The organism is Bacillus sp. CIS52 (genome assembly GCF_053545315.1).
This window is the reverse complement of the sequence record NZ_JBIUFR010000002.1, coordinates 418,768-438,961: the sequence shown is the minus strand read 5'-3', so window position 1 is coordinate 438,961 and position 20,194 is coordinate 418,768. Positions and strand designations below refer to the sequence as shown.

The 20,194-nt window shown below is 45.9% G+C and carries 20 protein-coding genes; 2 read left to right on the top strand and 18 right to left on the bottom strand.

Annotation, left to right across the window (positions count from 1 at the left end; translation table 11 throughout):
- Nucleotides 1-8 precede the first annotated feature (8 nt).
- The gene (locus ACH32G_RS12120) at nucleotides 9-1,325 is read right to left on the bottom strand and encodes a DEAD/DEAH box helicase (protein WP_448814397.1); all 1,317 of its coding nucleotides are present in this window, start codon (nucleotides 1,323-1,325) and stop codon (nucleotides 9-11) included.
- A gap of 165 nt (nucleotides 1,326-1,490) precedes the next feature.
- On the opposite strand from ACH32G_RS12120, the gene vrrA reads away from it, so the two are divergent.
- Together vrrA and ACH32G_RS12110 are read left to right on the top strand one after the other, a co-directional pair.
- The gene (vrrA, locus tag ACH32G_RS12115; RefSeq protein WP_049627032.1) at nucleotides 1,491-2,198 is read left to right on the top strand and encodes a VrrA/YqfQ family protein; all 708 of its coding nucleotides are present in this window, start codon (nucleotides 1,491-1,493) and stop codon (nucleotides 2,196-2,198) included.
- A 121-nt stretch (nucleotides 2,199-2,319) separates the two neighbouring features.
- The gene (locus ACH32G_RS12110; protein WP_448814396.1) at nucleotides 2,320-3,264 is read left to right on the top strand and encodes a 4-hydroxy-3-methylbut-2-enyl diphosphate reductase; all 945 of its coding nucleotides are present in this window, start codon (nucleotides 2,320-2,322) and stop codon (nucleotides 3,262-3,264) included.
- A gap of 20 nt (nucleotides 3,265-3,284) precedes the next feature.
- On the opposite strand, the gene ACH32G_RS12105 is transcribed toward ACH32G_RS12110, so the two are convergent.
- The 17 genes from ACH32G_RS12105 to ACH32G_RS12025 form a co-directional block, all read right to left on the bottom strand.
- Nucleotides 3,285-4,406, bottom strand: a complete 1,122-nt coding sequence (locus ACH32G_RS12105; RefSeq protein ID WP_264818841.1) for a Nif3-like dinuclear metal center hexameric protein — start codon at nucleotides 4,404-4,406, stop codon at nucleotides 3,285-3,287.
- A complete protein-coding gene (locus ACH32G_RS12100; RefSeq protein WP_448814416.1) occupies nucleotides 4,399-5,046 on the bottom strand; it encodes a tRNA (adenine(22)-N(1))-methyltransferase in 648 nt (215 codons plus the stop codon). The genes ACH32G_RS12105 and ACH32G_RS12100 overlap by 8 nt, the downstream gene beginning before the upstream one ends.
- A gap of 182 nt (nucleotides 5,047-5,228) precedes the next feature.
- Complete coding sequence (cccA, locus tag ACH32G_RS12095) at nucleotides 5,229-5,591, bottom strand: cytochrome c550 (RefSeq protein WP_016938927.1); 363 nt, start codon at nucleotides 5,589-5,591, stop codon at nucleotides 5,229-5,231.
- A 348-nt stretch (nucleotides 5,592-5,939) separates the two neighbouring features.
- Nucleotides 5,940-7,061 carry an RNA polymerase sigma factor RpoD gene (rpoD, locus tag ACH32G_RS12090; RefSeq protein ID WP_016938926.1) on the bottom strand — a complete coding sequence of 374 codons (1,122 nt, stop codon included), beginning with the start codon at nucleotides 7,059-7,061 and terminating at the stop codon, nucleotides 5,940-5,942.
- 192 nt (nucleotides 7,062-7,253) lie between these two features.
- Complete coding sequence (gene dnaG, locus ACH32G_RS12085; RefSeq protein WP_188154566.1) at nucleotides 7,254-9,065, bottom strand: DNA primase; 1,812 nt, start codon at nucleotides 9,063-9,065, stop codon at nucleotides 7,254-7,256.
- Nucleotides 9,066-9,086: 21 nt separating this feature from the next.
- Nucleotides 9,087-9,593: a YaiI/YqxD family protein gene (locus ACH32G_RS12080; RefSeq protein WP_045926739.1), complete on the bottom strand. Its 507-nt coding sequence runs from the start codon at nucleotides 9,591-9,593 to the stop codon at nucleotides 9,087-9,089.
- 256 nt (nucleotides 9,594-9,849) lie between these two features.
- Complete coding sequence (locus tag ACH32G_RS12075) at nucleotides 9,850-10,662, bottom strand: pyruvate, water dikinase regulatory protein (protein ID WP_016938923.1); 813 nt, start codon at nucleotides 10,660-10,662, stop codon at nucleotides 9,850-9,852.
- Between the two features lie 25 nt (nucleotides 10,663-10,687).
- Nucleotides 10,688-11,326 carry a transcriptional regulator CcpN gene (gene ccpN / locus ACH32G_RS12070; protein ID WP_003152989.1) on the bottom strand — a complete coding sequence of 213 codons (639 nt, stop codon included), beginning with the start codon at nucleotides 11,324-11,326 and terminating at the stop codon, nucleotides 10,688-10,690.
- Nucleotides 11,327-11,427: 101 nt separating this feature from the next.
- Nucleotides 11,428-13,467: a glycine--tRNA ligase subunit beta gene (gene glyS, locus ACH32G_RS12065; RefSeq protein WP_448814395.1), complete on the bottom strand. Its 2,040-nt coding sequence runs from the start codon at nucleotides 13,465-13,467 to the stop codon at nucleotides 11,428-11,430.
- The gene (glyQ, locus tag ACH32G_RS12060; protein WP_016938921.1) at nucleotides 13,460-14,347 is read right to left on the bottom strand and encodes a glycine--tRNA ligase subunit alpha; all 888 of its coding nucleotides are present in this window, start codon (nucleotides 14,345-14,347) and stop codon (nucleotides 13,460-13,462) included. The genes glyS and glyQ overlap by 8 nt, the downstream gene beginning before the upstream one ends.
- A 301-nt stretch (nucleotides 14,348-14,648) precedes the next feature.
- Nucleotides 14,649-15,416, bottom strand: coding sequence for a DNA repair protein RecO (gene recO, locus ACH32G_RS12055; protein WP_016938920.1), 768 nt, complete (start codon nucleotides 15,414-15,416; stop codon nucleotides 14,649-14,651).
- Between the two features lie 36 nt (nucleotides 15,417-15,452).
- A complete protein-coding gene (locus ACH32G_RS12050) occupies nucleotides 15,453-15,596 on the bottom strand; it encodes a YqzL family protein (RefSeq protein ID WP_007408286.1) in 144 nt (47 codons plus the stop codon).
- A gap of 155 nt (nucleotides 15,597-15,751) precedes the next feature.
- Nucleotides 15,752-16,657 (bottom strand): GTPase Era, encoded by a 906-nt coding sequence (gene era, locus ACH32G_RS12045; RefSeq protein WP_016938919.1) that lies wholly within the window; start codon nucleotides 16,655-16,657, stop codon nucleotides 15,752-15,754.
- Nucleotides 16,638-17,048: a cytidine deaminase gene (locus ACH32G_RS12040; protein ID WP_016938918.1), complete on the bottom strand. Its 411-nt coding sequence runs from the start codon at nucleotides 17,046-17,048 to the stop codon at nucleotides 16,638-16,640. The genes era and ACH32G_RS12040 overlap by 20 nt, the downstream gene beginning before the upstream one ends.
- A 121-nt stretch (nucleotides 17,049-17,169) precedes the next feature.
- Nucleotides 17,170-17,544: a diacylglycerol kinase family protein gene (locus ACH32G_RS12035; protein ID WP_016938917.1), complete on the bottom strand. Its 375-nt coding sequence runs from the start codon at nucleotides 17,542-17,544 to the stop codon at nucleotides 17,170-17,172.
- Nucleotides 17,525-17,998: an rRNA maturation RNase YbeY gene (ybeY, locus tag ACH32G_RS12030; protein WP_003152973.1), complete on the bottom strand. Its 474-nt coding sequence runs from the start codon at nucleotides 17,996-17,998 to the stop codon at nucleotides 17,525-17,527. The genes ACH32G_RS12035 and ybeY overlap by 20 nt, the downstream gene beginning before the upstream one ends.
- Complete coding sequence (locus ACH32G_RS12025) at nucleotides 17,999-20,131, bottom strand: HD family phosphohydrolase (RefSeq protein WP_045926741.1); 2,133 nt, start codon at nucleotides 20,129-20,131, stop codon at nucleotides 17,999-18,001.
- Nucleotides 20,132-20,194 lie beyond the last annotated feature (63 nt).

Here is a 20,194-nt window from a genome sequence, read left to right as displayed (position 1 = left end):
GATTCCCCCTACTTTCCTCTGTTAGATTGGTTTCTTCTCTGCTTCTTTCTGATTTTTTCCATTTCGTAGCTCATTTTCTTTTTATAGCCCGGCTTTACTTTTTTCGGCTTTTTCACAAGACGTTTCGCCATTTGGTCAGCTTCATTTGCCGTCTTTTTGCGATTTTTACGGCGGTGGCGGTCATCGCCTTGCTTCCATTCCCCGTTTACAAGCTCCGCATAGTCAAACACAATGCCCATCTTTTCGAGTCTTGCGAGCGCATCTTCGTCAGAAAGCTCGTATATAGTCAGTGCTTGGCCTGATGAACCGGCGCGTGCGGTTCTTCCGACGCGGTGAACATAAAAATCCAGATCGTCCGGAAGCTCGTAGTTGATGACATGGCTTACGCCTTTAATGTCAATTCCTCTTGCCGCAAGGTCTGTCGCAATGACATAAGTGAATTCCAGATCATTAATCTGCTTCATTACCTTTTTGCGTTCACGCGGCGTTAATCCCCCGTGCAGAAGGCCGACTCTCATGCCTTTTTCGGTCAGGTATTTCGCAATATGGTCAGCCGTGTTTTTCGTATTGGCAAACACGATGCCCAGATATGGATTCAGATTCGACATCATATCAAAAAGCAGTTTGTCTTTATCACGCTGTTTAGAAGGAACCAAAACATGTTCAATCTTTTCGGCTGTGATCCTTTTCGGCTCCACATGAGCGTATTTCGGATTTTCCATATACTTTTTCAAAAACGGCTTCAGCTTTTCCGGAATCGTAGCTGAGAAAACAAGCATCTGCAGTTGTTCCGGCATACGGGATCCGATGTAATCAACGTCTTCTAAAAAGCCCATATCAAGCATCAGATCAGCTTCGTCAATGACGAGAGACTGCGCTTTATAGACGTTCAATGCCTGCGCTTTAATCAGATCCGCAATCCGGCCCGGCGTTCCGACGACGAGATGTGGCTGTGTTTTCAGCTTATCAATTGATTTTTGCTTGTCCGTTCCGCCGATAAAGCATTTTGTCCGGATCGGCCCGTCTTCGGCACCCTGTGTGATTTTGAGCGCTTCCTGATAAATCTGATTGGCAAGCTCTCTCGTCGGCGCCGTGATAACAGCCTGCACCGTATCAGAATCCGGATCAATCCGATTCAGAATAGGCAATAAATAGGCGTGGGTTTTTCCCGTCCCCGTCTGGGACTGCCCGATCACGCTTTCGTTTTTCAATACAGCAGGTATCAGCCGCTTTTGAATATCTGTCGGTTCATAAAAACCAAGGCGGTGAACTGCATCTATAATAAACGGTTTTAAGTTGTATCCATCAAATTTAGTTTCTTTCATTTTTCCCAGCTCCTTAAAGCGGCACATTCTGTGTCCATCATCACATTATAACCGATTTTACTTAAAAACACCATGTCTTGGGGGAATCCTGTTTTCTGGACAGAAAAGCAAATGCCCCCTCCGATGCATATTGTAATAGCAGAGAGACAGAAAGGAGGTACAAGTATGTTTCCACAGCAGCCGATGAGAAATATGGCGCAGCAGGGCCGGCCGTTGATGAACCCGCGGATGATGATGAGAGGCAGACCGTCATTGCCGGGCCGGCAGATGATGCAGCAGGGCCGGCAGTTTTTCCCTCAGCAGCAGATGGCCGGAGCAGGTTTGAGAAACGCAGGCACAGGCGGAGGAGGCTTAAAAGGAATGCTTTCCCGTTTTTTACCCGGATCAGGAGGAAGCGCTGCCGGTTCCGCACCGGCAGCGGCCAGCGGAGGAGCAGGCGCAGGCCTGCAGGGATTGCAGGGAATTCAGAGTCTGGCAAGTCCGGCATCCCTGTCGAGCATGCTCGGCAACGTTCAGAAGGTGCTCGGCGTGGCGCAGCAGGTTACGCCGATGATCCAGCAGTACGGCCCTTTAGTGCGGAATCTGCCAGCCATGATGAAGCTTTACAGTCAATTAAGCAGCAGCGATGATGAGAATGAAGATAGTGAATCCGGCGAGACAAAAGAAACAGCCGAACAGGACAAAAAGGATGAAGATGAAAAAACGGACGAAACTGAAGGTGAAAACAAATCAGACGCCTCATCTAAAACATCAAAGAAGACATCTGAAAAAGCATCCGCTTCACAAGAAAAAGACGAAACTGAAGCAACATCAGCGGAACAGCCGCGTCCAAAAAGAACATCGGGCAGATCAAAGCCGAAATTATATATTTAACATTCTTTGATATCTCACGAAAGATTAGCTATAATGAGATCAGAAGAATGCAAGATTTGAGCCGTTTAACTACGGCTTTTTATATTGCCTCTACACTCACTTTTGATAGGAGGACATCTAATTGGACGTTATCAAAATCTCGCCGCGCGGCTATTGTTACGGCGTTGTTGATGCCATGGTCATAGCCAAAAACGCGGCACTCGATAAAAATTTGCCAAGACCTATATATATACTCGGAATGATCGTTCATAATAAGCATGTCACAGATGCGTTTGAAGAAGACGGAATTTACACTCTTGACGGCACTAACCGTCTGGAGATTTTAAAGCAGGTGGAAAAAGGAACCGTTATTTTCACCGCACACGGAGTATCTCCGGAAGTAAGAAAAGCCGCTGAGGAAAAAGGGCTTGTTGCGATTGACGCCACATGCCCGGACGTCACGAAAACACATGACTTAATCCGAAAAGTAAAAGCAGAGGGCTACCACGTCATTTATATCGGCAAAAAAGGCCACCCCGAGCCAGAAGGAGCCGTCGGCGTCGCCCCTGAAATCGTTCATCTCGTTGAAACAGAGAAAGACGTGAGAAACCTCGATATTCAGGCTGAGAAATTAATCGTTACAAACCAAACGACCATGTCCCAGTGGGACGTCCATGATATTATGGAATCAGTCCAAGAAAAGTACCCGCACGTTGAATATCATCAGGAAATCTGCCTGGCTACACAGGTTCGTCAAGAAGCTGTCTCAGAGCAGGCAAAAAAAGCGGACTTAACCATTGTTGTCGGCGATCCGAAAAGCAATAACTCCAACAGGCTGGCTCAAGTGTCAGAAGAAATCGCCGGAACAAAAGCCTACCGCATCGGAGACATCAGTGAATTGAAGCTCGAATGGCTCAAAGACGTTAATACCGTCGCCGTTACCGCGGGCGCGTCAACACCGACGCCGATTACAAAGGAAGTCATCCGGTTTTTAGAGCAGTTTGACCATAACGATGAATCGACATGGCAGCTTGAGCACAATGTGCCGCTCAAAAAAATCCTTCCGAAAGTAAAAATAAAAAACTGAGGCCCCGGGCCTCAGTTTTTTTATAGGAAGGTAAATGGATTTGTGTCTGTTTCGGAAGCGAAAATACGCACGTCGTAATTTTTCTCCCCGGCCATTGCCGTAAGCTTCTCAGCAGTTCCTTTTCTCATGATCTTTTCAGCATAATGCCCCGGGTCCACGACATTTAACCCCATCATCATCGCATCATGCGCTACATGGAAATAAAGGTCGCCCGTCACGTAAACATCTGCACCCTTCCGCTTAGCCTGGTAAATATATTTATTTCCGTCACCGCCAAGCACTGCGACTTTTTTCACCTTGCTGTTTCGCTCTCCGACCATCCGGACTCCATTGACATCAAATTTCTCTTTCACAAACAGCGCAAACTCTTCAAGCGTCATGTCTTGCTGAAGTTTTCCGATGCGGCCGAGTCCTTTTTCAAGCGGGGACTGCTCCACCGGATAAATATCATACGCCACCTCTTCATACGGATGGCTTTTTTTCAGCGCTTTTATGATGGTTTTCTCCATACTTGCCGGAAAAACGGTCTCAAGTCTCACTTCATGGACGAGTTCCAGCTCTCCTGTCTGTCCGATAAACGGGTCTGCCCCGTCCAGCGGTTTAAAGCTGCCGATTCCCTCAGAAGAGAATGCGCAATGGCTGTAATTGCCGATATGTCCCGCTCCGGCATTGCCAAGTGCGGTTCTTACAGCTTCTTCATAGTCTTTCGGCACATACACGGCAAGCTTTTTCAGCGGGTCCAAATATGTCGGAACGAGCACTTCTGTGTCTGTCAGGCCGAGAGCTTCCGCAAGCAGATCGTTAACACCGCCGTCCGCCACATCGAGATTCGTATGAGCCGCATATACGGCAATATCATGCTTTATACATTTCTCAATCAGTCTTCCGCCAGGCTGATCAGTGGTGATCTGTTTAAGCGGCCGAAAAATCGGCGGATGGTGAGCGATAATTAAGTCAACCTTTTTTTCAATGGCTTCATCCACCGTCTGTTCCAAAACATCCAGCGTGACCATGACGTTTTTCACCGGCTTATTCAATGTGCCGATCTGCAGGCCGATTTTGTCTCCTTCCACCGCAAAAGCCTTCGGTGAAAATTGTTCAAACAGCTGGATGATTTCCTGTCCGTTCACATGTTTAGGCATGTCCGATTACCTCCTTCAGCAGTAAGATCCGCTCTTTCAGTTCAGTTAATTTTTCCTGGTTTTCATTCTTTGCGCTGCGGCTGATCTGTTCATAAATTTGTTCAGTATGCTTAAGTTCCTGGGTCCATTTCCGAAGAAACACTTCACTCTTTTCTTTTAACAAAAACGGACCGGCAAGCATTCCGGCAGCCATCGTGGTGTCCCGGTAAGGCGCATCACGGTCGCCGGTTTCCGCGACGAGTATTTCATAACACTTTCCGTCTTCTTCGAGAATCACTTCGTCAATCAGTTCATAGCCTTCCTGATAAAGCCACTCTCTTATATGAACGGCATGAATATTCGGCTGCAGAATCAGCCGTTCACGCCCCGTCAGTTTTGTTTTTCCGGACTCCAAAATATGAGCGATCAGCGCTCCGCCCATGCCGGCGATTGTAATGGCGTCCGCTTCCCCCTTTTCAAGGACGCTCAGCCCGTCACCTTTCCTTACGGAGATAAGAGCGCTTAAGTCCAGTTTTTCCACCTGCTGTTTGGCGGCTAGAAACGGCCCGTCTGTAATTTCACCGGCGATTGCGCGGCTTGCCAGATGATTCAAAACGGCATAGCAGGGGAGATACGCATGGTCTGACCCGATATCAGCCACCAGGGCACCCGGAGGGATATATTCCGCTACAGACTGCAATCTTTTAGATAACTTCATTTCATTCACAATATCACAACTTTTCTCAGGTTCTTTTTCCTTTACTATCATATAAAAAAACCGCCCGGAATCCAAGCGGCGGATAGAGTTTTTCATATGTCTTTTATATAGGGACAGGTAAAGCTTTATTTAATCTCAGAAACCCATTTTGCCATGTCATCCAGCTTTTCGGCCGGGACAAGGCCGGCTGGCATCCCGTTGCCGCCTTTTTCAATTCTCGTTTTAATCGCAGCGACATCTTTTCTTTTGCCGACGCCTTTTAAGCTCGGACCTGAGACACCTTCATAGTTTTCCCCGTGACAGGTGATGCAGTTCGCTTTATAAATCTCTTCAGGTGAAGCGTTTGCAGTTTCCTTTTCGGCATTTTTGCTTTCACCGCCGCTTGCGATCTGATGTGCATCTCCATTTCCTTTTACTGACAGAAAGAAAGTCAGCCCTATTCCCAGAACTGCGATGAGCAAAAAAGGAATCAGCGGATTCCACTTCATATCTCCATCCCCCTTTTTCATTCTCCCCCTATGTAAACACTTCTAATTCTAACTTATTTTTACAAAATGTAAATGGTCTCATTAAGCAAATTCATTGATTTCACAATTTATACATAAACAAAAATAACTGTTTTGTTTACCCAAAATTGTCTTTATTCTATTGTATAATGAATTGTATACGCTTACAATAAGGAATATAAATTAACTTATCCCGCTTTCCCTCTATTCAGGACATGCCGCATTTTTTCCGAACCCATTTGCAAAACACATGCTTATCCAGTAAAATAAAGGTATATTATCCATATATCTTATACGTAAAAAAGAACGGATCAACAGACCCGTTCCATTCTATTCGAGAAAATCCTTCAGACGTTTGCTTCTGCTTGGATGTCTCAATTTACGAAGCGCTTTTGCTTCAATTTGGCGAATACGCTCTCTCGTTACTCCAAACACTTTGCCGACTTCTTCAAGCGTTCTTGTGCGTCCGTCATCCAGACCGAAACGGAGACGCAGCACGTTTTCTTCACGATCCGTCAACGTATCCAGCACATCTTCCAGCTGTTCTTTCAAAAGCTCATATGCCGCATGATCCGACGGAGACGTCGCTTCCTGGTCTTCAATGAAATCACCGAGATGTGAATCATCTTCTTCACCGATCGGCGTTTCTAAAGAAACAGGCTCTTGGGCAATTTTTAATATTTCACGAACTTTTTCAGGCGTAAGATCCATGTCTTCAGCAATCTCTTCCGGTGACGGCTCTCTGCCCAGATCCTGGAGAAGCTGACGCTGCACACGGATTAATTTGTTGATCGTTTCCACCATGTGAACCGGGATACGGATCGTTCTCGCCTGGTCAGCGATGGCGCGTGTAATCGCCTGTCTGATCCACCAAGTCGCATACGTACTGAATTTATATCCTTTACGGTAGTCAAACTTTTCGACGGCTTTCATGAGACCCATGTTTCCTTCTTGAATCAAGTCTAAGAAAAGCATGCCGCGGCCGACATACCGTTTAGCAATGCTGACAACTAAACGAAGGTTTGCTTCAGCCAATCTGCGTTTAGATTCTTCGTCACCTTCTTCAATTTTTTGAGCATAGGTGATTTCTTCTTTAGCAGAAAGAAGATTTACCCGTCCGATTTCCTTAAGGTACATGCGGACTGGATCATTGATCTTTACGCCAGGCGGTACGCTGAGGTCATTAAGGTCAAATTCTTCTTCGGCTTTGGCAAGCTGTTGAATATTAGGATCTTCCGTTTCTTCATTCTCACTAATTAATTCAACACCTTGTTCTCCTAAAAATTCATAATACTCATCCATTTGGTCTGATTCAATTTCAAAGCTGGACATGCGTTCAGCAATTTCTTCATATGTTAAAACGCCACGTTTTTTTCCGGTTTCAGTAAGCTGGTCTTTTACCTGATCCAGTGTAAGTTCTGTTTCTGTCTCGTGGGTTTGTTTATCAGCCATTATGGATCCCTCCTTCCAAAGCTTGCAACGAATTCTAAAAGCGGTATGTTTCTTATCCGTCCCGGGAGCCTTCTCTCTTTTTCAGCATGCAGGGCAGCGGATAATAAGTGACAATTCATGATGAGGTTAAGCGATCTATTTGCTCCTCCGCAAGGAATCATTGCCAAGAGAACGCAAGCCTCTTTTTTGATGTTATTTTAATGATCGGTTCAATGCGACAATTTCTTGAGCCAGAGACGCAGCTTTCACAAAGTCTTTCTGCCTCTCTGCATCCGCTCGTTCTGCTTCTTTTTCCTTTATCATTGACCATTTTCGGTGATCCAACACTTTTTTTACGTAATCGGATAACTCGGCCTCTGAGAGCTCCTCGTTTATTTGGAGCATCCCTATATCTGAAAGCAGCTGGCTGATTTCATCATCCTGCATTCTCGCCATAAGATGCTGCGGCGTCATTTCAGCGCCCTCTTCATAAACAGCGTACAGATATGCTGCCAGCGCACGATGTCCGTCAATGTTAAATTCAAAGCCGACACGCTCAATCACTTTCTTTATGACGTTTCGGTCTCTCAGCATATGAGCGAGAAGAAGTCTTTCCGCATTCTCATAGGCGGGACGGAGACGGCGCCGTTTCGCTTTTGTCGTCACCCGGGCCCGTCTTGGCTGCGGTTCGGCGTTTTTGCCGCCAGGGGCGTTTTGGGCGGCATAGATGGAAAGCTGTTCAGTCAAAGATTCTACCGAAAGAGAAAATTCGGAGGCGAGCTGCTTCACATACATTTCCTGCTCAAGCGACCCTGAAAGAGCGCTGATTTCTTTCAGCACTTCTTTCATGTAAGCGAGCCGGTCTCCTTCGTCAGATAAGTTTTTCCCTTTGCGGAAATATTGCATTTTAAAAGCCATGACCGTAACGCTTGCATCAATGATATCTGTCTTGAACTTTTCTCCGCCCCGGGTTCTGACATAGTCATCAGGATCAAGACCGTCAGGCATCATGCTTACTCTTACCTTACAATCAGCTTTCTGAAGCAGGTCGGCCGCTTTCAGCGTAGCTTCGTACCCGGCTTTATCCGAATCGTAGCAGAGAATGACCTCCTGAACATTTCTTCTCAGGATTTTCACATGCTCTTCGGTGAGCGACGTCCCCATTGTGGCGATACTTTCTTTTACGCCTGAGCTGACGGCGGAAATGACATCCGCAAAGCCTTCAAACAGAACGGCTCTCTCCTCTTTCCTGATCGGCAGGCGGGCCTTATGGAAGTTGTACAGCAGCTTAGATTTATGAAACAGCGGCGTTTCCGGACTGTTCATATATTTCGGCTGCTGGCTTCCGAGCGCCCTTCCTGAAAAAGCCGCCACGGCTCCGTGATGATCATGAATGGGAAACATGATTCTGTTTCTGAAACGGTCAAAATATCCGCTGCCATCTTCCCTTCTGATCAGCAGACCCGCTTTCTCCATCAGTTCTTCCTCAAAACCGCGCTTTTTCAAGAATTTCGTCATGAAATCCCAGGAATCCAGCGCGTAGCCGATTTCAAACTCATCTATGAGCTCTTTCGTAAAACCCCTTGATAAAAGGTAATCTAACGCTTCCTGGCCTTCCTTTGTATTCATTAGCAAATGATGGTAAAATTTCTTCAGAAGCTCGTGAGCTTCCGCCATCTTCTGGTCTCCGGAAGATTCCGGCCTGGATGCAGAGTGAATCGTTATATCATCAGGGAAATCAATCTGATATTTATCAGCAAGGTGAGAAACAGCTTCCGTAAATGAATAGCCTTCCATCTGCCGTAAGAACGAGAAAACGTTCCCGCCCGCTCCGCATCCGAAGCAATGAAAGATCTGCTTATCACTGGAGACGGAAAACGAGGGCGTGTTTTCACCGTGAAACGGACAGAGCCCAAAGTAGTTGCGGCCTTGCTTTTTCAATTGGACATAATCACCTATGACTTCAACAATGTCTGCTGACTGCTGCACCTGATTAACTACTTCATCTGGTATGCGGTTTCCCATCTTATAACACTCCGTCGTACATTATTCGATGTTTTGATTTGAAATCCCTTCATCATTCGACAGGATTTTTTTAAGCAGGGTAACAAATCGATTCCGATCTTCTTTATTTAATTTTTTAGGTCCTTTGGAATAGATGCCGCTTCTTCTCATTTTGCCCGACATATGACGGCTCATCAGAGCGAAGTCAATCGTGTCTTCAGTATAAGAACGGCCCCTTTCCGATAAGACGGCGATATTTCTGTTCAGCAGAAGAGATGCTAAACCGATATCCTGCGTGACTACGACGTCTCCCGATCTCACATGGTTTGCGATGTATAAATCTGCCGCTTCTTTATGAGGATCAACGTATATCCAGTTCTCGTCTTTGCTTCTGGAAAGCTGGTAGTGTTCAAATGATGCGACGAAAATAACACGAACGCTGAATTGCGATGCAATGAGCAAGATTTCCTCTTTTACGGGGCATGCGTCTGCATCGACAAAAATCGTCTTTTCTTTTTCATTTAGAAGACTAATTCTCCATCCCTCCATCAATCTCCTGCATAAAAACAAGCGAAATCGCATATGCTCCATGACTGCGGATCTATTTTGAGTCTTTGTCGAAAAATTTCCGGGAGTTATTCTTGACATCTTACCCGTAATAGTTTATTCGTATCACACTAAGCTTAAACCTAAAAATAAACATTTTATCACAATTTTTTATTATAATACAAACTTCGCGAAGATGCCATCCTTTTTGTTTATTCCCTATTTGCATACCCAAAAACCCAGGATAAAGCGTCCTGAGTTATCGGCCCTTTGTTTTCAGATGATGAATGATGTTCGCTGTTTCCTCGACCGCTTTGTTCGAAACGTCAACGACTTGGCAGCCGATCCGATCCACGATTTTCTCAAAATACTCCAGCTCTTCTTTAATTCTGTTGATGTTAGCGTAAATGGCTTTGTCATTTAAGCCGAGAGATTTTAACCGTTCTTTTCGAATATGGTTCAGTTTATCAGGGCTGATTTTTAACCCGATGCATTTTTTCGGATCAACGCTGAACAGTTCTTCCGGCGGATCGACTTCAGGTACAATCGGCACGTTGGCCACTTTCAGGCGCTTATGGGCAAGATATTGAGATAATGGGGTTTTAGACGTTCTTGATACGCCAAGCAGGATGATATCGGCTTTTAAAATGCCTCTTGGGTCCCTGCCGTCGTCATATTTAACGGCAAACTCGATCGCCTCGACCTTTTTGAAATAATCTTCATCAAGCTGGCGGACGCGGCCCGGTTCATATTTCGCCGTCAGACCGTAGGCTGTTTCCATTTTGTCGATGAGCGGACCGATAATATCGTAGTACATCACATTCGCTTTTTCCGCTTGTTCAACTAAGTATTTGCGCATTTCAGGAACAACGAGCGTAAAACAGATAATGCCGCCGTCCGCTTTGGCGAGAGACACGACTTCATTAATGGTGCCGATATCTTCCACATAAGGTATTCTTCTGATATGCGTATCATCGGCTGAGCCGTTAAACTGGCTGAGCGAGGCTTTTACAACGAGTTCGGCGGTTTCTCCGACTGAGTCTGATACTACATAAATGATGCGATTGTCCATGTTATCCCCCCGTTAGTTTTCAAGCTTATATGATTTCATTCTCTGATAAACTGACAAGTATCTTGGTCATATTCGTTTTGGTAAAGCGGCCGATGACCTCAAAGCCTTTATCCGTATCTTTAATAACGGGCAGGGCATCGATCTGTTTCTCAATCAAATATTTGGCGATGTCCATCACATAATCGTCACGCCGGCAGACGGCGATATTCGGCATTCTGGTCATAATAATATGAACCGGTATTGAGGCAAGTTCCTGCTGGCCGATGCTCGCCCGCAGCAAATCTTTGCGTGACAGCACACCGACTAAGACAGCATCACGATCTACGACAAATAACGTGCCGACATCTTCTAAAAACATGGTGCAGATGGCATCGTATACCGAGACGTTTTCATTGATGACAACAGGGATCGATTGAAAATCTTTCACTTGCAGCTTTTTCAGTTTATCCGCAAGCAGCTGATTTCCCGTTTTTCCGGTATAAAAATAACCGACCCGGGGACGGGCCTCTAAGAAGCCTGACATGGTGAGTATGGCCAAGTCCGGCCGCAGCGTGGCTCTTGTTAAATTGAGCTGTTCTGCAATATGCTCTCCGGTAATCGGGCCGTTTTCCTTTACAATTTGTAAAATTTGTTCTTGCCGTTTATTTAATTCGATCGTACTCACCACCTTTATGGAAGGGTTTCATTATCTATGTTTTTCATTCTGTGATGTTTATGTAAAAGGGGAAAAGACGATTGCCGATCACACAGCAACCGTCTTTTTCTTTATTTTACAATAAGATGATTCATATTAGCAAAAGACTTGATCACATCTGCAAGTGCAGTCATTTGCGCTAAACGGTTGGTTTTTAATGCTTCATTGTCCGCATTGACCATCGTGTGATTAAAGTAATCTTCGATCGGCTCCTTTAATCCGCTGAGCGCGGCCAGCGCCTGTTCATAGTTTTTAGAGGCAAAGCTTTCCGCGACGCTGTCTTTTGTTTTTTGATAAGCGTCAAACAGCTTTTTCTCCTGTTCATTTTCAAACAGATCCGGCTTGATATCACGGCTCTCGCCTTTTTTACTGATGGAGATGACCCGTCCCAGTGATTCAGCCGTTTCTTTAAATCCAGGTGTGCCGAGGTGTTTCTCAAGCACTTTTGCTTTAGAAACAGCTGCATAAGGTTCAAGCTCCGTGCTGTCCAGAACGGCTTCAATCACGTCATGTCGGATGTCTTCAGCGTTTAAGACGTATTTCAGACGCTGTGTAAAGAAATCAAGAAGCTCATTTTCTTTTTCCGTTTCTGTCAATGACAGCAGTTCTTTAAAAGAGATGCCCCAGTTGCGGTCGATCAGAATGGAAACGATGCCGCTTGCCTGACGGCGCAATCCGTACGGATCCTGAGAACCTGTCGGGATCACGTCAATGCTGAAGAAGGAAGCAATCGTGTCCAGTTTATCGGCTAATGCCACGACCGCACCGGTAAAGGTTGAAGGCACCTCTCCCCCGGCCGCTCTCGGCATGTAGTGCTCATTTACCGCGGCAGCGACGGCTTCATCTTCACCGAGCATGCGCGCATATTTTTCTCCCATGACGCCTTGAAGCTCAGGGAACTCATAAATCATATGTGTAACAAGGTCAAATTTAGAAATCTCTGCGGCGCGCTTCACACGTTTTTGCGTCTGTTCATCAGCCTTTAGGCGGACGGCTAGTTTACCCGCAATGGTGACCACTCTTCTTACTTTATCCCCGAGGGAACCGAGCTCTTCATGGAAAACAATATTTTCTAGTTTCTTCACATTTTCATCAATGTTCAGCTTTTGGTCTTCCTTGTAGAAGAACGCAGCATCTGAAAGTCTTGCTCTCAGCACTTTCTCGTTTCCGCGGGCAACATTTTCAAGGGCATGGCTGTTCCCGTTTCTTACCGTAATAAAATGAGGCAGCAGATTCCCGTTTTCATCTTTTACCGGGAAGTAGCGCTGATGCTCTTTCATGGTTGTCACAAGCACTTCTTCAGGTAAAGAAAGAAACTCGGGTTCAAAAGAGCCGTAAAGCGCTGTCGGATATTCCACCAGATGATTGACTTCGTTCAGCAGATCTTCATCTATCGGAATATTCCATTTCTTTTCGTTTGCAAGCGCGTCCAGCTGCCCCTGAATCATTTGTTTGCGCACTTTCGGGTCGGCAATGACGTGCTGTTCTTTCAGCAGCTCTTCGTATGATGACGGTGCATCAACAGATACTTCTTGGCCGAGAAAACGATGTCCCTGTGTGTTCCGGCCCGTCTCTACGTTCGTGATGTCAAACGGAATGACGTCTTTTCCGAAGAGAGCGGCAATCCATTTGATCGGACGGATATAACGCAGATCCTGTGTGCCCCAGCGCATGTTTTTCGGGAAATGCATTCCGGTAATCAAGTTTTCCAGCTGCGGTAAAAGTGTTTTCGTCTCTTGTCCCGCCTGGAATTTTTGGACGAAAACATATTCCGCGCCATTTACATCTTTAATATACAGGTCATCCACTCCGGCGCCTTGGCCTTTGGAAAAACCGATAGCGGCTTTTGTCCAGTTTCCGTCAGCATCCAGAGCGATTTTTTTCGCCGGTCCTTTTGCTTCTTCCTGAATATCAGCCTGTTTTTCTGCTACGTCTTTTATATATACTGCCAGACGTCTCGGTGTATTAAAAAGTTTCACTTCACCGTGGGCAATATTTTTTTCAGCCAGCCAGCCGGTCAGTTTGTCACCGAGCTGCACCATGCTGTCATGTAAAAAACGCGCCGGCATTTCCTCGAGTCCGATCTCTAAAAGCAAATCTTGTTTACTCATGGGAAGAGCCCTCCTCTTTAAGCATTGGGAACCCTAATTTTTCCCGTTCTTCATAATACGTTTTTGCTACTTTTCTCGCTAAGTTGCGGACCCGTCCGATATAACCCGTCCGCTCTGTCACTGAGATTGCGCCTTTTGCGTCAAGCAGGTTAAATGTGTGAGAGCATTTCAGCACATAATCATAGGCCGGATGCACAAGGCCGTTATCCATTTGTCTGATCGCTTCTTTTTCGTAAGTGCTGAACAAATGGAAAAGCATATCCACATCTGATGTTTCAAATGTATAAACGGAATGTTCATATTCAGCCATCATAAACAAATCTTTCACTGTGAATCCTGATGTCCATTCAAGATCAAAGACGTTTTCTTTATCCTGAATATAAGACGCAAGACGCTCAATGCCGTACGTAATCTCAACAGACACCGGTTTACATTCAATTCCGCCCACCTGCTGGAAGTACGTAAACTGGGTGATTTCCATACCGTCAAGCCATACTTCCCAGCCAAGGCCCGCACAGCCTAAAGACGGGTTTTCCCAGTTGTCTTCTACGAAACGAATATCATGCTCGAGCGGATCAATACCGAGAGCGCGCAATGAATCTAGGTAAAGCTCCTGGATGTTATCAGGCGACGGCTTGATAATGACTTGGAATTGGTGATGCTGATAAAGCCTGTTCGGGTTTTCTCCGTACCGTCCGTCCGCAGGCCGTCTGGAAGGCTCAACGTAAGCCACTTTCCACGGCTCGGGTCCGATGCTTCGTAAAAATGTATACGGGCTCATTGTGCCTGCGCCTTTCTCCACATCATACGACTGCATGAGCACACAGCCTTCATTAGACCAGTGCTTCTGCAAGGTTAAAATCATATCTTGAATGTTCATTTCAAGCACCTCCACTTTCTCCATTCTTTTACAAGTGCGGCGGCAATCAAAAAACTCCCGTCTCTATGCTTGCCAGCCGCAAACATAGGGACGAGAGTTCTCCCGCGGTTCCACCCTAGTTGCTGAGGATGTGAATCGCTCAGCCTCTTTTTAAAGAGTTGCTCAAGAATGCCTTTCGTTGCGCGCTCATCCCTAGCTTACACTCTCCTAAGGTCGCTTATATGAGTTGGACGCAAGTACTTCTTTCTGTCACTGCAACATATTTTATAATAAATCATCATATAAAAAGATGGGCAGAATGTCAACTTTTGTTTTCATCCAAAAGGTTCTTCATGCTTTCCATCTGATCTAAAAACCGCTTTGACTTTAAATAAAGCCCTGAATATTCCTCGTAATACAGATCAATGACCCGTTTTATTTCATTTTTGGTTTCGTGCTTTAACGAGACGCTGCCGAGCCTTCCGATATCAAAGTAATAAAAAAGCCTTAGCAGCCTTGCCGTTTGCGGCGAAATCGGAACTTTGTACGGATCCTTTTCAAAGCAGCGGTGGCAGATAAAACCGTTATCTCTTATGGAAAAATGAAACGTTCCGTCCCGGCTTTTACAGTGGACACAATGATTCAGCTCCGGATACAGCCCCATGACGCCAAGCATTTTCATCTGAACGATGAAGGTGATCACGTCCGGGTCAGTCCCCTCATTCAGCCTCTTAAAGGATTCGAGAATCAATTCGAATAAATAGGGGTTCGGTTTCTTCTCTTCCGTTCCTTTGTCAGTGAGTTCAGCGATAAAAGCGGCATATGCCGTCAAAAACAAGTCTTCTCTGATCGTTCTCATGCTGAGAATCATTTCACCCTGCTGGAGCGTGCCGAGTCCGGATGTTCTTTGCATTAAAAATGACCCGTACAAAAAAGGCTGGCTGACTGCTGACAGCCGGCTGGCTGACTTCCTGGCACCCCTTGCCATGACGCCGATTTTGCCGTGTTCCCTCGTCAGCAATGTCACGATTTTATTCGTCTCTCCGTAGTCATTCGTACGAAGCACGATTCCTTCACATTTTGTCAGCATTTCCGCACCTTCCAACAACGGGAGGGGCCAAGAGGTTTACAAAATTGGAAAATCAATACGGGCTAGCTCATCTTCCGGTTCTTCGGGTCTTTCCAGGTTCTCTTTTTCCAGTTCTTTAAAAAGAAGGTACGTATCAACACTTCCTGTTTGAGAAAATACGTTCCAGGTAAAATTCAACACAAAAAACCCACCTTTCATCATTAAACTAGCTTGCCAATCCAAATTCTTACCCTTATCTTGACCTGATGTCCTCCTTTTCATGTTAAACAAATTTTGCTAACGAATCCCTGTTTCTGTGAGGTAATCCCACACATCAGGCATGCGCCTCAGATGACTTAATATTCATCCTCTTTGAAGCCGAAATCACGCAGCTGAGACATTTTATTCCGCCAGTCCTTCTGCACCTTCACCCAAAGTTCCAGGTAAACACGTGAGCCCAGCAGCGCTTCAATATCAGCCCGCGCTCTTTTGCCGACTTCTTTCAGAAGAGCTCCTTTTTTCCCGATGACGATTCCTTTTTGAGAATCCCGCTCGACCACGATGGTGGCGGCGACATGGACGGAGCCGTTCTCCTGCCCTTTAATGGACTCGATAGCGACAGCGATGCTGTGCGGCACTTCTTCCCTTGTAAGATGGAGCACCTTTTCCCTGATCAGTTCAGAAATAATAAACCGCTCAGGATGGTCAGTCACCTGATCGCTCGGATAGAACTGAGGCCCTTCCGGTAAATACGCTTCAATCTGCGTGAGCAGGGTCTCGACGTTGTTTCCTTCCAAAGCGGAGATCGGCACAATTTCCTTAAACGGATAGCGCGAACGGTACTCATCAATTAAAAGAAGGAGCTGATCAGGGTGGATCTTATCAATTTTGTTTACGATCAAAAAGACCGGCGTGGACGTCTGTCCAAGCTTTTCAATGATAAACTCGTCGCCCTTTCCGTATCCTTCCTCGGCGTTAATCATAAATAACACCAAGTCAACTTCTTTCAGCGTGTTCTGCGCCACTTTCATCATAAAATCGCCAAGCTTGTGCTTCGGTTTGTGAATGCCCGGTGTATCAATAAAAATGGTCTGCGATGTGCCTGTTGTCAGCACCCCTTGGACTTTATTTCTCGTTGTCTGGGGTTTGTCGCTCATGATGGCGATCTTTTGACCGATGACCCTGTTTAAAAAGGTCGACTTTCCAACATTCGGTCTTCCGATGATTGATACAAATCCTGATTTAAAGCTTTCGTTCGTCATGTAAATCCTCCGATGAAAATGCGCCCGGCAATAATTCTTCCGCAGTCATTTCTTTTATTTGTCCTTGTAAGTTGGTCAGAATAACAAGCATATCCTTTGAGCACAGCTCGGAAATTACTTGTCTGCAGGCTCCGCACGGTGAAACCGGTCCCGGAGTGTCCGCAGCCACGGCGAGCATCGCAAATTCCGTATCCCCCTCGGAAACAGCTTTGAATATCGCCGTGCGTTCAGCACAGTTGCACATGCTGTATGCCGCATTCTCAATGTTGCAGCCTCTGTACACTTTTCCGTCTTTGGTAAGAAGAGCGGCTCCCACTCTGAAGTTTGAATACGGCACATACGCTGTATCCCGTGCTGTTAATGCTTCTTGAATCAATTCTTGTCTGTTCATGTGTACTTTTCCTCTCTTACCTTAATCCTGAATGATACCGCTGTCACTTTTATTTTACATAATTATGATTGGTTTTTCACGCCCATTTTTGGCAATGTAAAATAATTGTAAGAATCTTCTGCTAACATATCTTCGGCAAGAAGATGAGTAAACCAATAATACACGAAATCACGGCAAAGACGCAAACGGCTCCGGCGGCCGCATCCTTTGCCGCTTTTGCGAGCGGATGATACTGATCGGTAACTAAATCAACAACATGCTCTATCGCCGTGTTTACAAGCTCAAGAGCAAGCATTCCACCAATCAGGATCAAAATAACGGCCCATTCGGCCGTACTGAGCCCGGTGAGAAAACCGCAAAGGATAACGGCGCAGGCTGCGATAATGTGAAATTGAAAATTCCGCTCTGACCGCGCCGTTTTCCAGATTCCCCTCCATGCATGGACAAAGCTTTTCAGGAATCTGCTCCACTCGTTTTTATGATCTCGTGAGTCCATACTCATCCAGCAAATCCTTTTGCTTTGAAAACATTTCTTCCTCTTCTTCTTTTGTCATGTGATCATAGCCCAGCAGATGCAAAAAGCCGTGGACGGCCAGAAAGCCAAGCTCTCTCATAAACGAATGGCCGTACTCTTCAGCCTGCTCCTTCGTTCTGTCGGCACTGATGATAATATCTCCTAAAACAGGCGGCATGTCGGCGCCCACGATTTCAACCTCGTCTTCGCCTTCTTCTTCAAGCGCAAACGAAATGACGTCAGTCGGAGTGTCTTTTCCCCGGTAGTCTCTGTTGATTTCTCTGATTTCTTCATTTGTCACAATCGTGACCGATACTTCAGCCTGATCCTGAACGCCTTCTTTTTCCGCCGCGAATTGGAGCAGCTTCTCCACTTCTTGAAGCGCATCGGCTGAGACGCTGTTTGTTTCATCAACAATATCTATGAGTAAACCCATTTATTTCACCTTCTTCGTAGCCTCCGGATATTCAATCCGGGAGTGGAAAATTCCTTTTAAAGTCGCACATAGTGTTTTGGCGATCGTATCCAGCTCTCGGAACGTGAGATCACATTCTGAGAACTGCCCGTCCTGAAGCTTGTCGGATATAATTCCCCGCACCAGTTTTTCAATCCGTTCGGGATTGGGATTATGCATGGAACGGACAGCAGCTTCGACGCTGTCGGCCACTGAAATGATTGCCGCTTCTTTTGATTGCGGCTTCGGTCCGGGGTATCTGAACTCTTGCTCTGTAATCTGGTCGCCCTTTTCCTTCGCTTTATAATAAAAGAATTTCAAAAGAGACGTTCCGTGATGCTGCTCTGCGATATCCACAAGCTCTTTCGGAAACTTATAGCTTCTGAGCATATTCGCACCGTCTGTCGTATGCGCGATGATAATATTTTTGCTGAGCTGAGGAGACAGCTTGTCATGCGGATTATCCATATTCATCTGATTTTCAATAAAATATTGCGGGCGTTTCGTTTTGCCGAGATCGTGATAATACGCACCGACCCTTGCCAAAAGACCGTTTGCCCCTACAGCTTCACAGGCCGCTTCCGACAAATTCGCCACCATGACGCTGTGATGATATGTACCGGGTGTTTCCGTTAAAATCTTCCGAAGCAGGGGATGGTTAGGATTAGACAGTTCAATCAGCCTCATCGTAGAAAGAATGCCGAATCCCGTCTCAAAAAACGGCATCAGACCGATAATCAAAACGGATGAAGCCAGTCCCGAGACGACCCCCATCAGCATCAGCGTTCCGATTTCAACAGGCGACAGCGCCGTGTTTTGGATTAATAAAAGCGACAGCACGATAATCATATTAATAAATGAGACGAACAATCCCGCCTGCAATATTTTAGATCTCGCGTTATGTTTCCCCAAAAACAGAATGCCTGAAATGCTGCTGATTAAATAGTAAATGCCGATGACGTAATTAAATGTTCCCGTCACACCCTGATTAAACATCATACTGCCGCAGATCGCCAGAATGATGCTTCCTAAAATGGCAAGCCTTTCATTGAGCAGCAGCCTGATCAAAATCGCGCCGGCGGCGATCGGAACCAGATACCCGATGTTGGTGTATTCAATCTTCTGAAAGAGACTGACGACTTCCATTATGACGAGAATAAGCGTTGTAATGATAGAAAACAGCAATAGGGATTTATTTTTCAGCTTAAGCTCCTGCTGCTGTTTCTCGAAATAGTAGACAAGCGTGGCAATAAACAGCCCGATCATCAGAAGAAGACCGCTGATCGGCTTTAATAGGTTGGAATTATTCAAAAGCCCCGTCAGTTCGAGCTTTCTGTATACTTCCCGGTCGATCAGGTCATTCTCTTCCACGAGAACCTGTCCTTGTTTGATCTGCACCGGCTGAACGCTGTCTGACGCTTCCTGACGTTTTTCATCGGTCGCTTTCGGATCAAATACGTAATTCGGGATTACCGCATATTTTCCGATTTCAGTCGCAGCCGCTAAATATTTTGACGGCACGGAGGCGCTTTTCAGCTCTTTGGCGACCTTATCCTTCGCTTCTGCAAGCTTTTCAGAAGGAATTTCACTGCTCATCACCGTGTTCACCGCGGTTATGACAGAATCCCTCACAAATGAAAAATCTTCATTGTTCGCATGGAGAAGCGATTTAATGGCATCTTCCGAGATGGATTCATTGACATCCTGTGTCAGCTTGCTTTTCACCGATTTGACCAGCGATTTTTCCGAAGGTGACTTTTTGTCTTTATCCGCATCTGTTTTCACTTCGCCGATGCTGTCAAATATGGAAGTGATCAGGTCAAGCCGGTTGTCGGTATAGCCTTTTTTCAGAGTGTATTGATCTTCTACTGCATCTTCGGCCGCCTGTTTCTTCGCTTCCGTCGCCTGCTGGTCTTCCACTGTGGCGGGCGCGTAAATCGTCTTATCACTGACTGAGAACAAATCCAAATTAAGTGATTCAGGTTTTACATGAATAAAGAGCAAACCAAACATGATCGCTGAAAGCAGCAGATACAGCAGCACATGGGCTGAGCGGGCATGTCTGAAAGTGCGGAACCGTTCCCGGGCGCTTTTACCCTTTCCCTTCTTTTTCAAAACAAGAACCTCCTCCCTGAAACATCAGGAACACATCATATAAAAATGACCCGATAACGGGAG

Bases quoted from the DNA above. Each gene is read 5' to 3' on its own strand.
- ACH32G_RS12120 (WP_448814397.1), bottom strand. From the start codon at position 1,325: ATGAAAGAAACTAAATTTGATGGATACAACTTAAAACCGTTTATTATA.
- vrrA (WP_049627032.1), top strand. From the start codon at position 1,491: ATGTTTCCACAGCAGCCGATGAGAAATATGGCGCAGCAGGGCCGGCCG.
- ACH32G_RS12105 (WP_264818841.1), bottom strand. From the start codon at position 4,406: ATGCCTAAACATGTGAACGGACAGGAAATCATCCAGCTGTTTGAACAA.
- cccA (WP_016938927.1), bottom strand. From the start codon at position 5,591: ATGAAGTGGAATCCGCTGATTCCTTTTTTGCTCATCGCAGTTCTGGGA.
- rpoD (WP_016938926.1), bottom strand. From the start codon at position 7,061: ATGGCTGATAAACAAACCCACGAGACAGAAACAGAACTTACACTGGAT.
- dnaG (WP_188154566.1), bottom strand. From the start codon at position 9,065: ATGGGAAACCGCATACCAGATGAAGTAGTTAATCAGGTGCAGCAGTCA.
- ACH32G_RS12080 (WP_045926739.1), bottom strand. From the start codon at position 9,593: ATGGAGGGATGGAGAATTAGTCTTCTAAATGAAAAAGAAAAGACGATT.
- ACH32G_RS12075 (WP_016938923.1), bottom strand. From the start codon at position 10,662: ATGGACAATCGCATCATTTATGTAGTATCAGACTCAGTCGGAGAAACC.
- glyS (WP_448814395.1), bottom strand. From the start codon at position 13,467: ATGAGTAAACAAGATTTGCTTTTAGAGATCGGACTCGAGGAAATGCCG.
- glyQ (WP_016938921.1), bottom strand. From the start codon at position 14,347: ATGAACATTCAAGATATGATTTTAACCTTGCAGAAGCACTGGTCTAAT.
- recO (WP_016938920.1), bottom strand. From the start codon at position 15,416: ATGCTGACAAAATGTGAAGGAATCGTGCTTCGTACGAATGACTACGGA.
- era (WP_016938919.1), bottom strand. From the start codon at position 16,657: ATGACGAACGAAAGCTTTAAATCAGGATTTGTATCAATCATCGGAAGA.
- ACH32G_RS12040 (WP_016938918.1), bottom strand. From the start codon at position 17,048: ATGAACAGACAAGAATTGATTCAAGAAGCATTAACAGCACGGGATACA.
- ACH32G_RS12035 (WP_016938917.1), bottom strand. From the start codon at position 17,544: ATGGACTCACGAGATCATAAAAACGAGTGGAGCAGATTCCTGAAAAGC.
- ybeY (WP_003152973.1), bottom strand. From the start codon at position 17,998: ATGGGTTTACTCATAGATATTGTTGATGAAACAAACAGCGTCTCAGCC.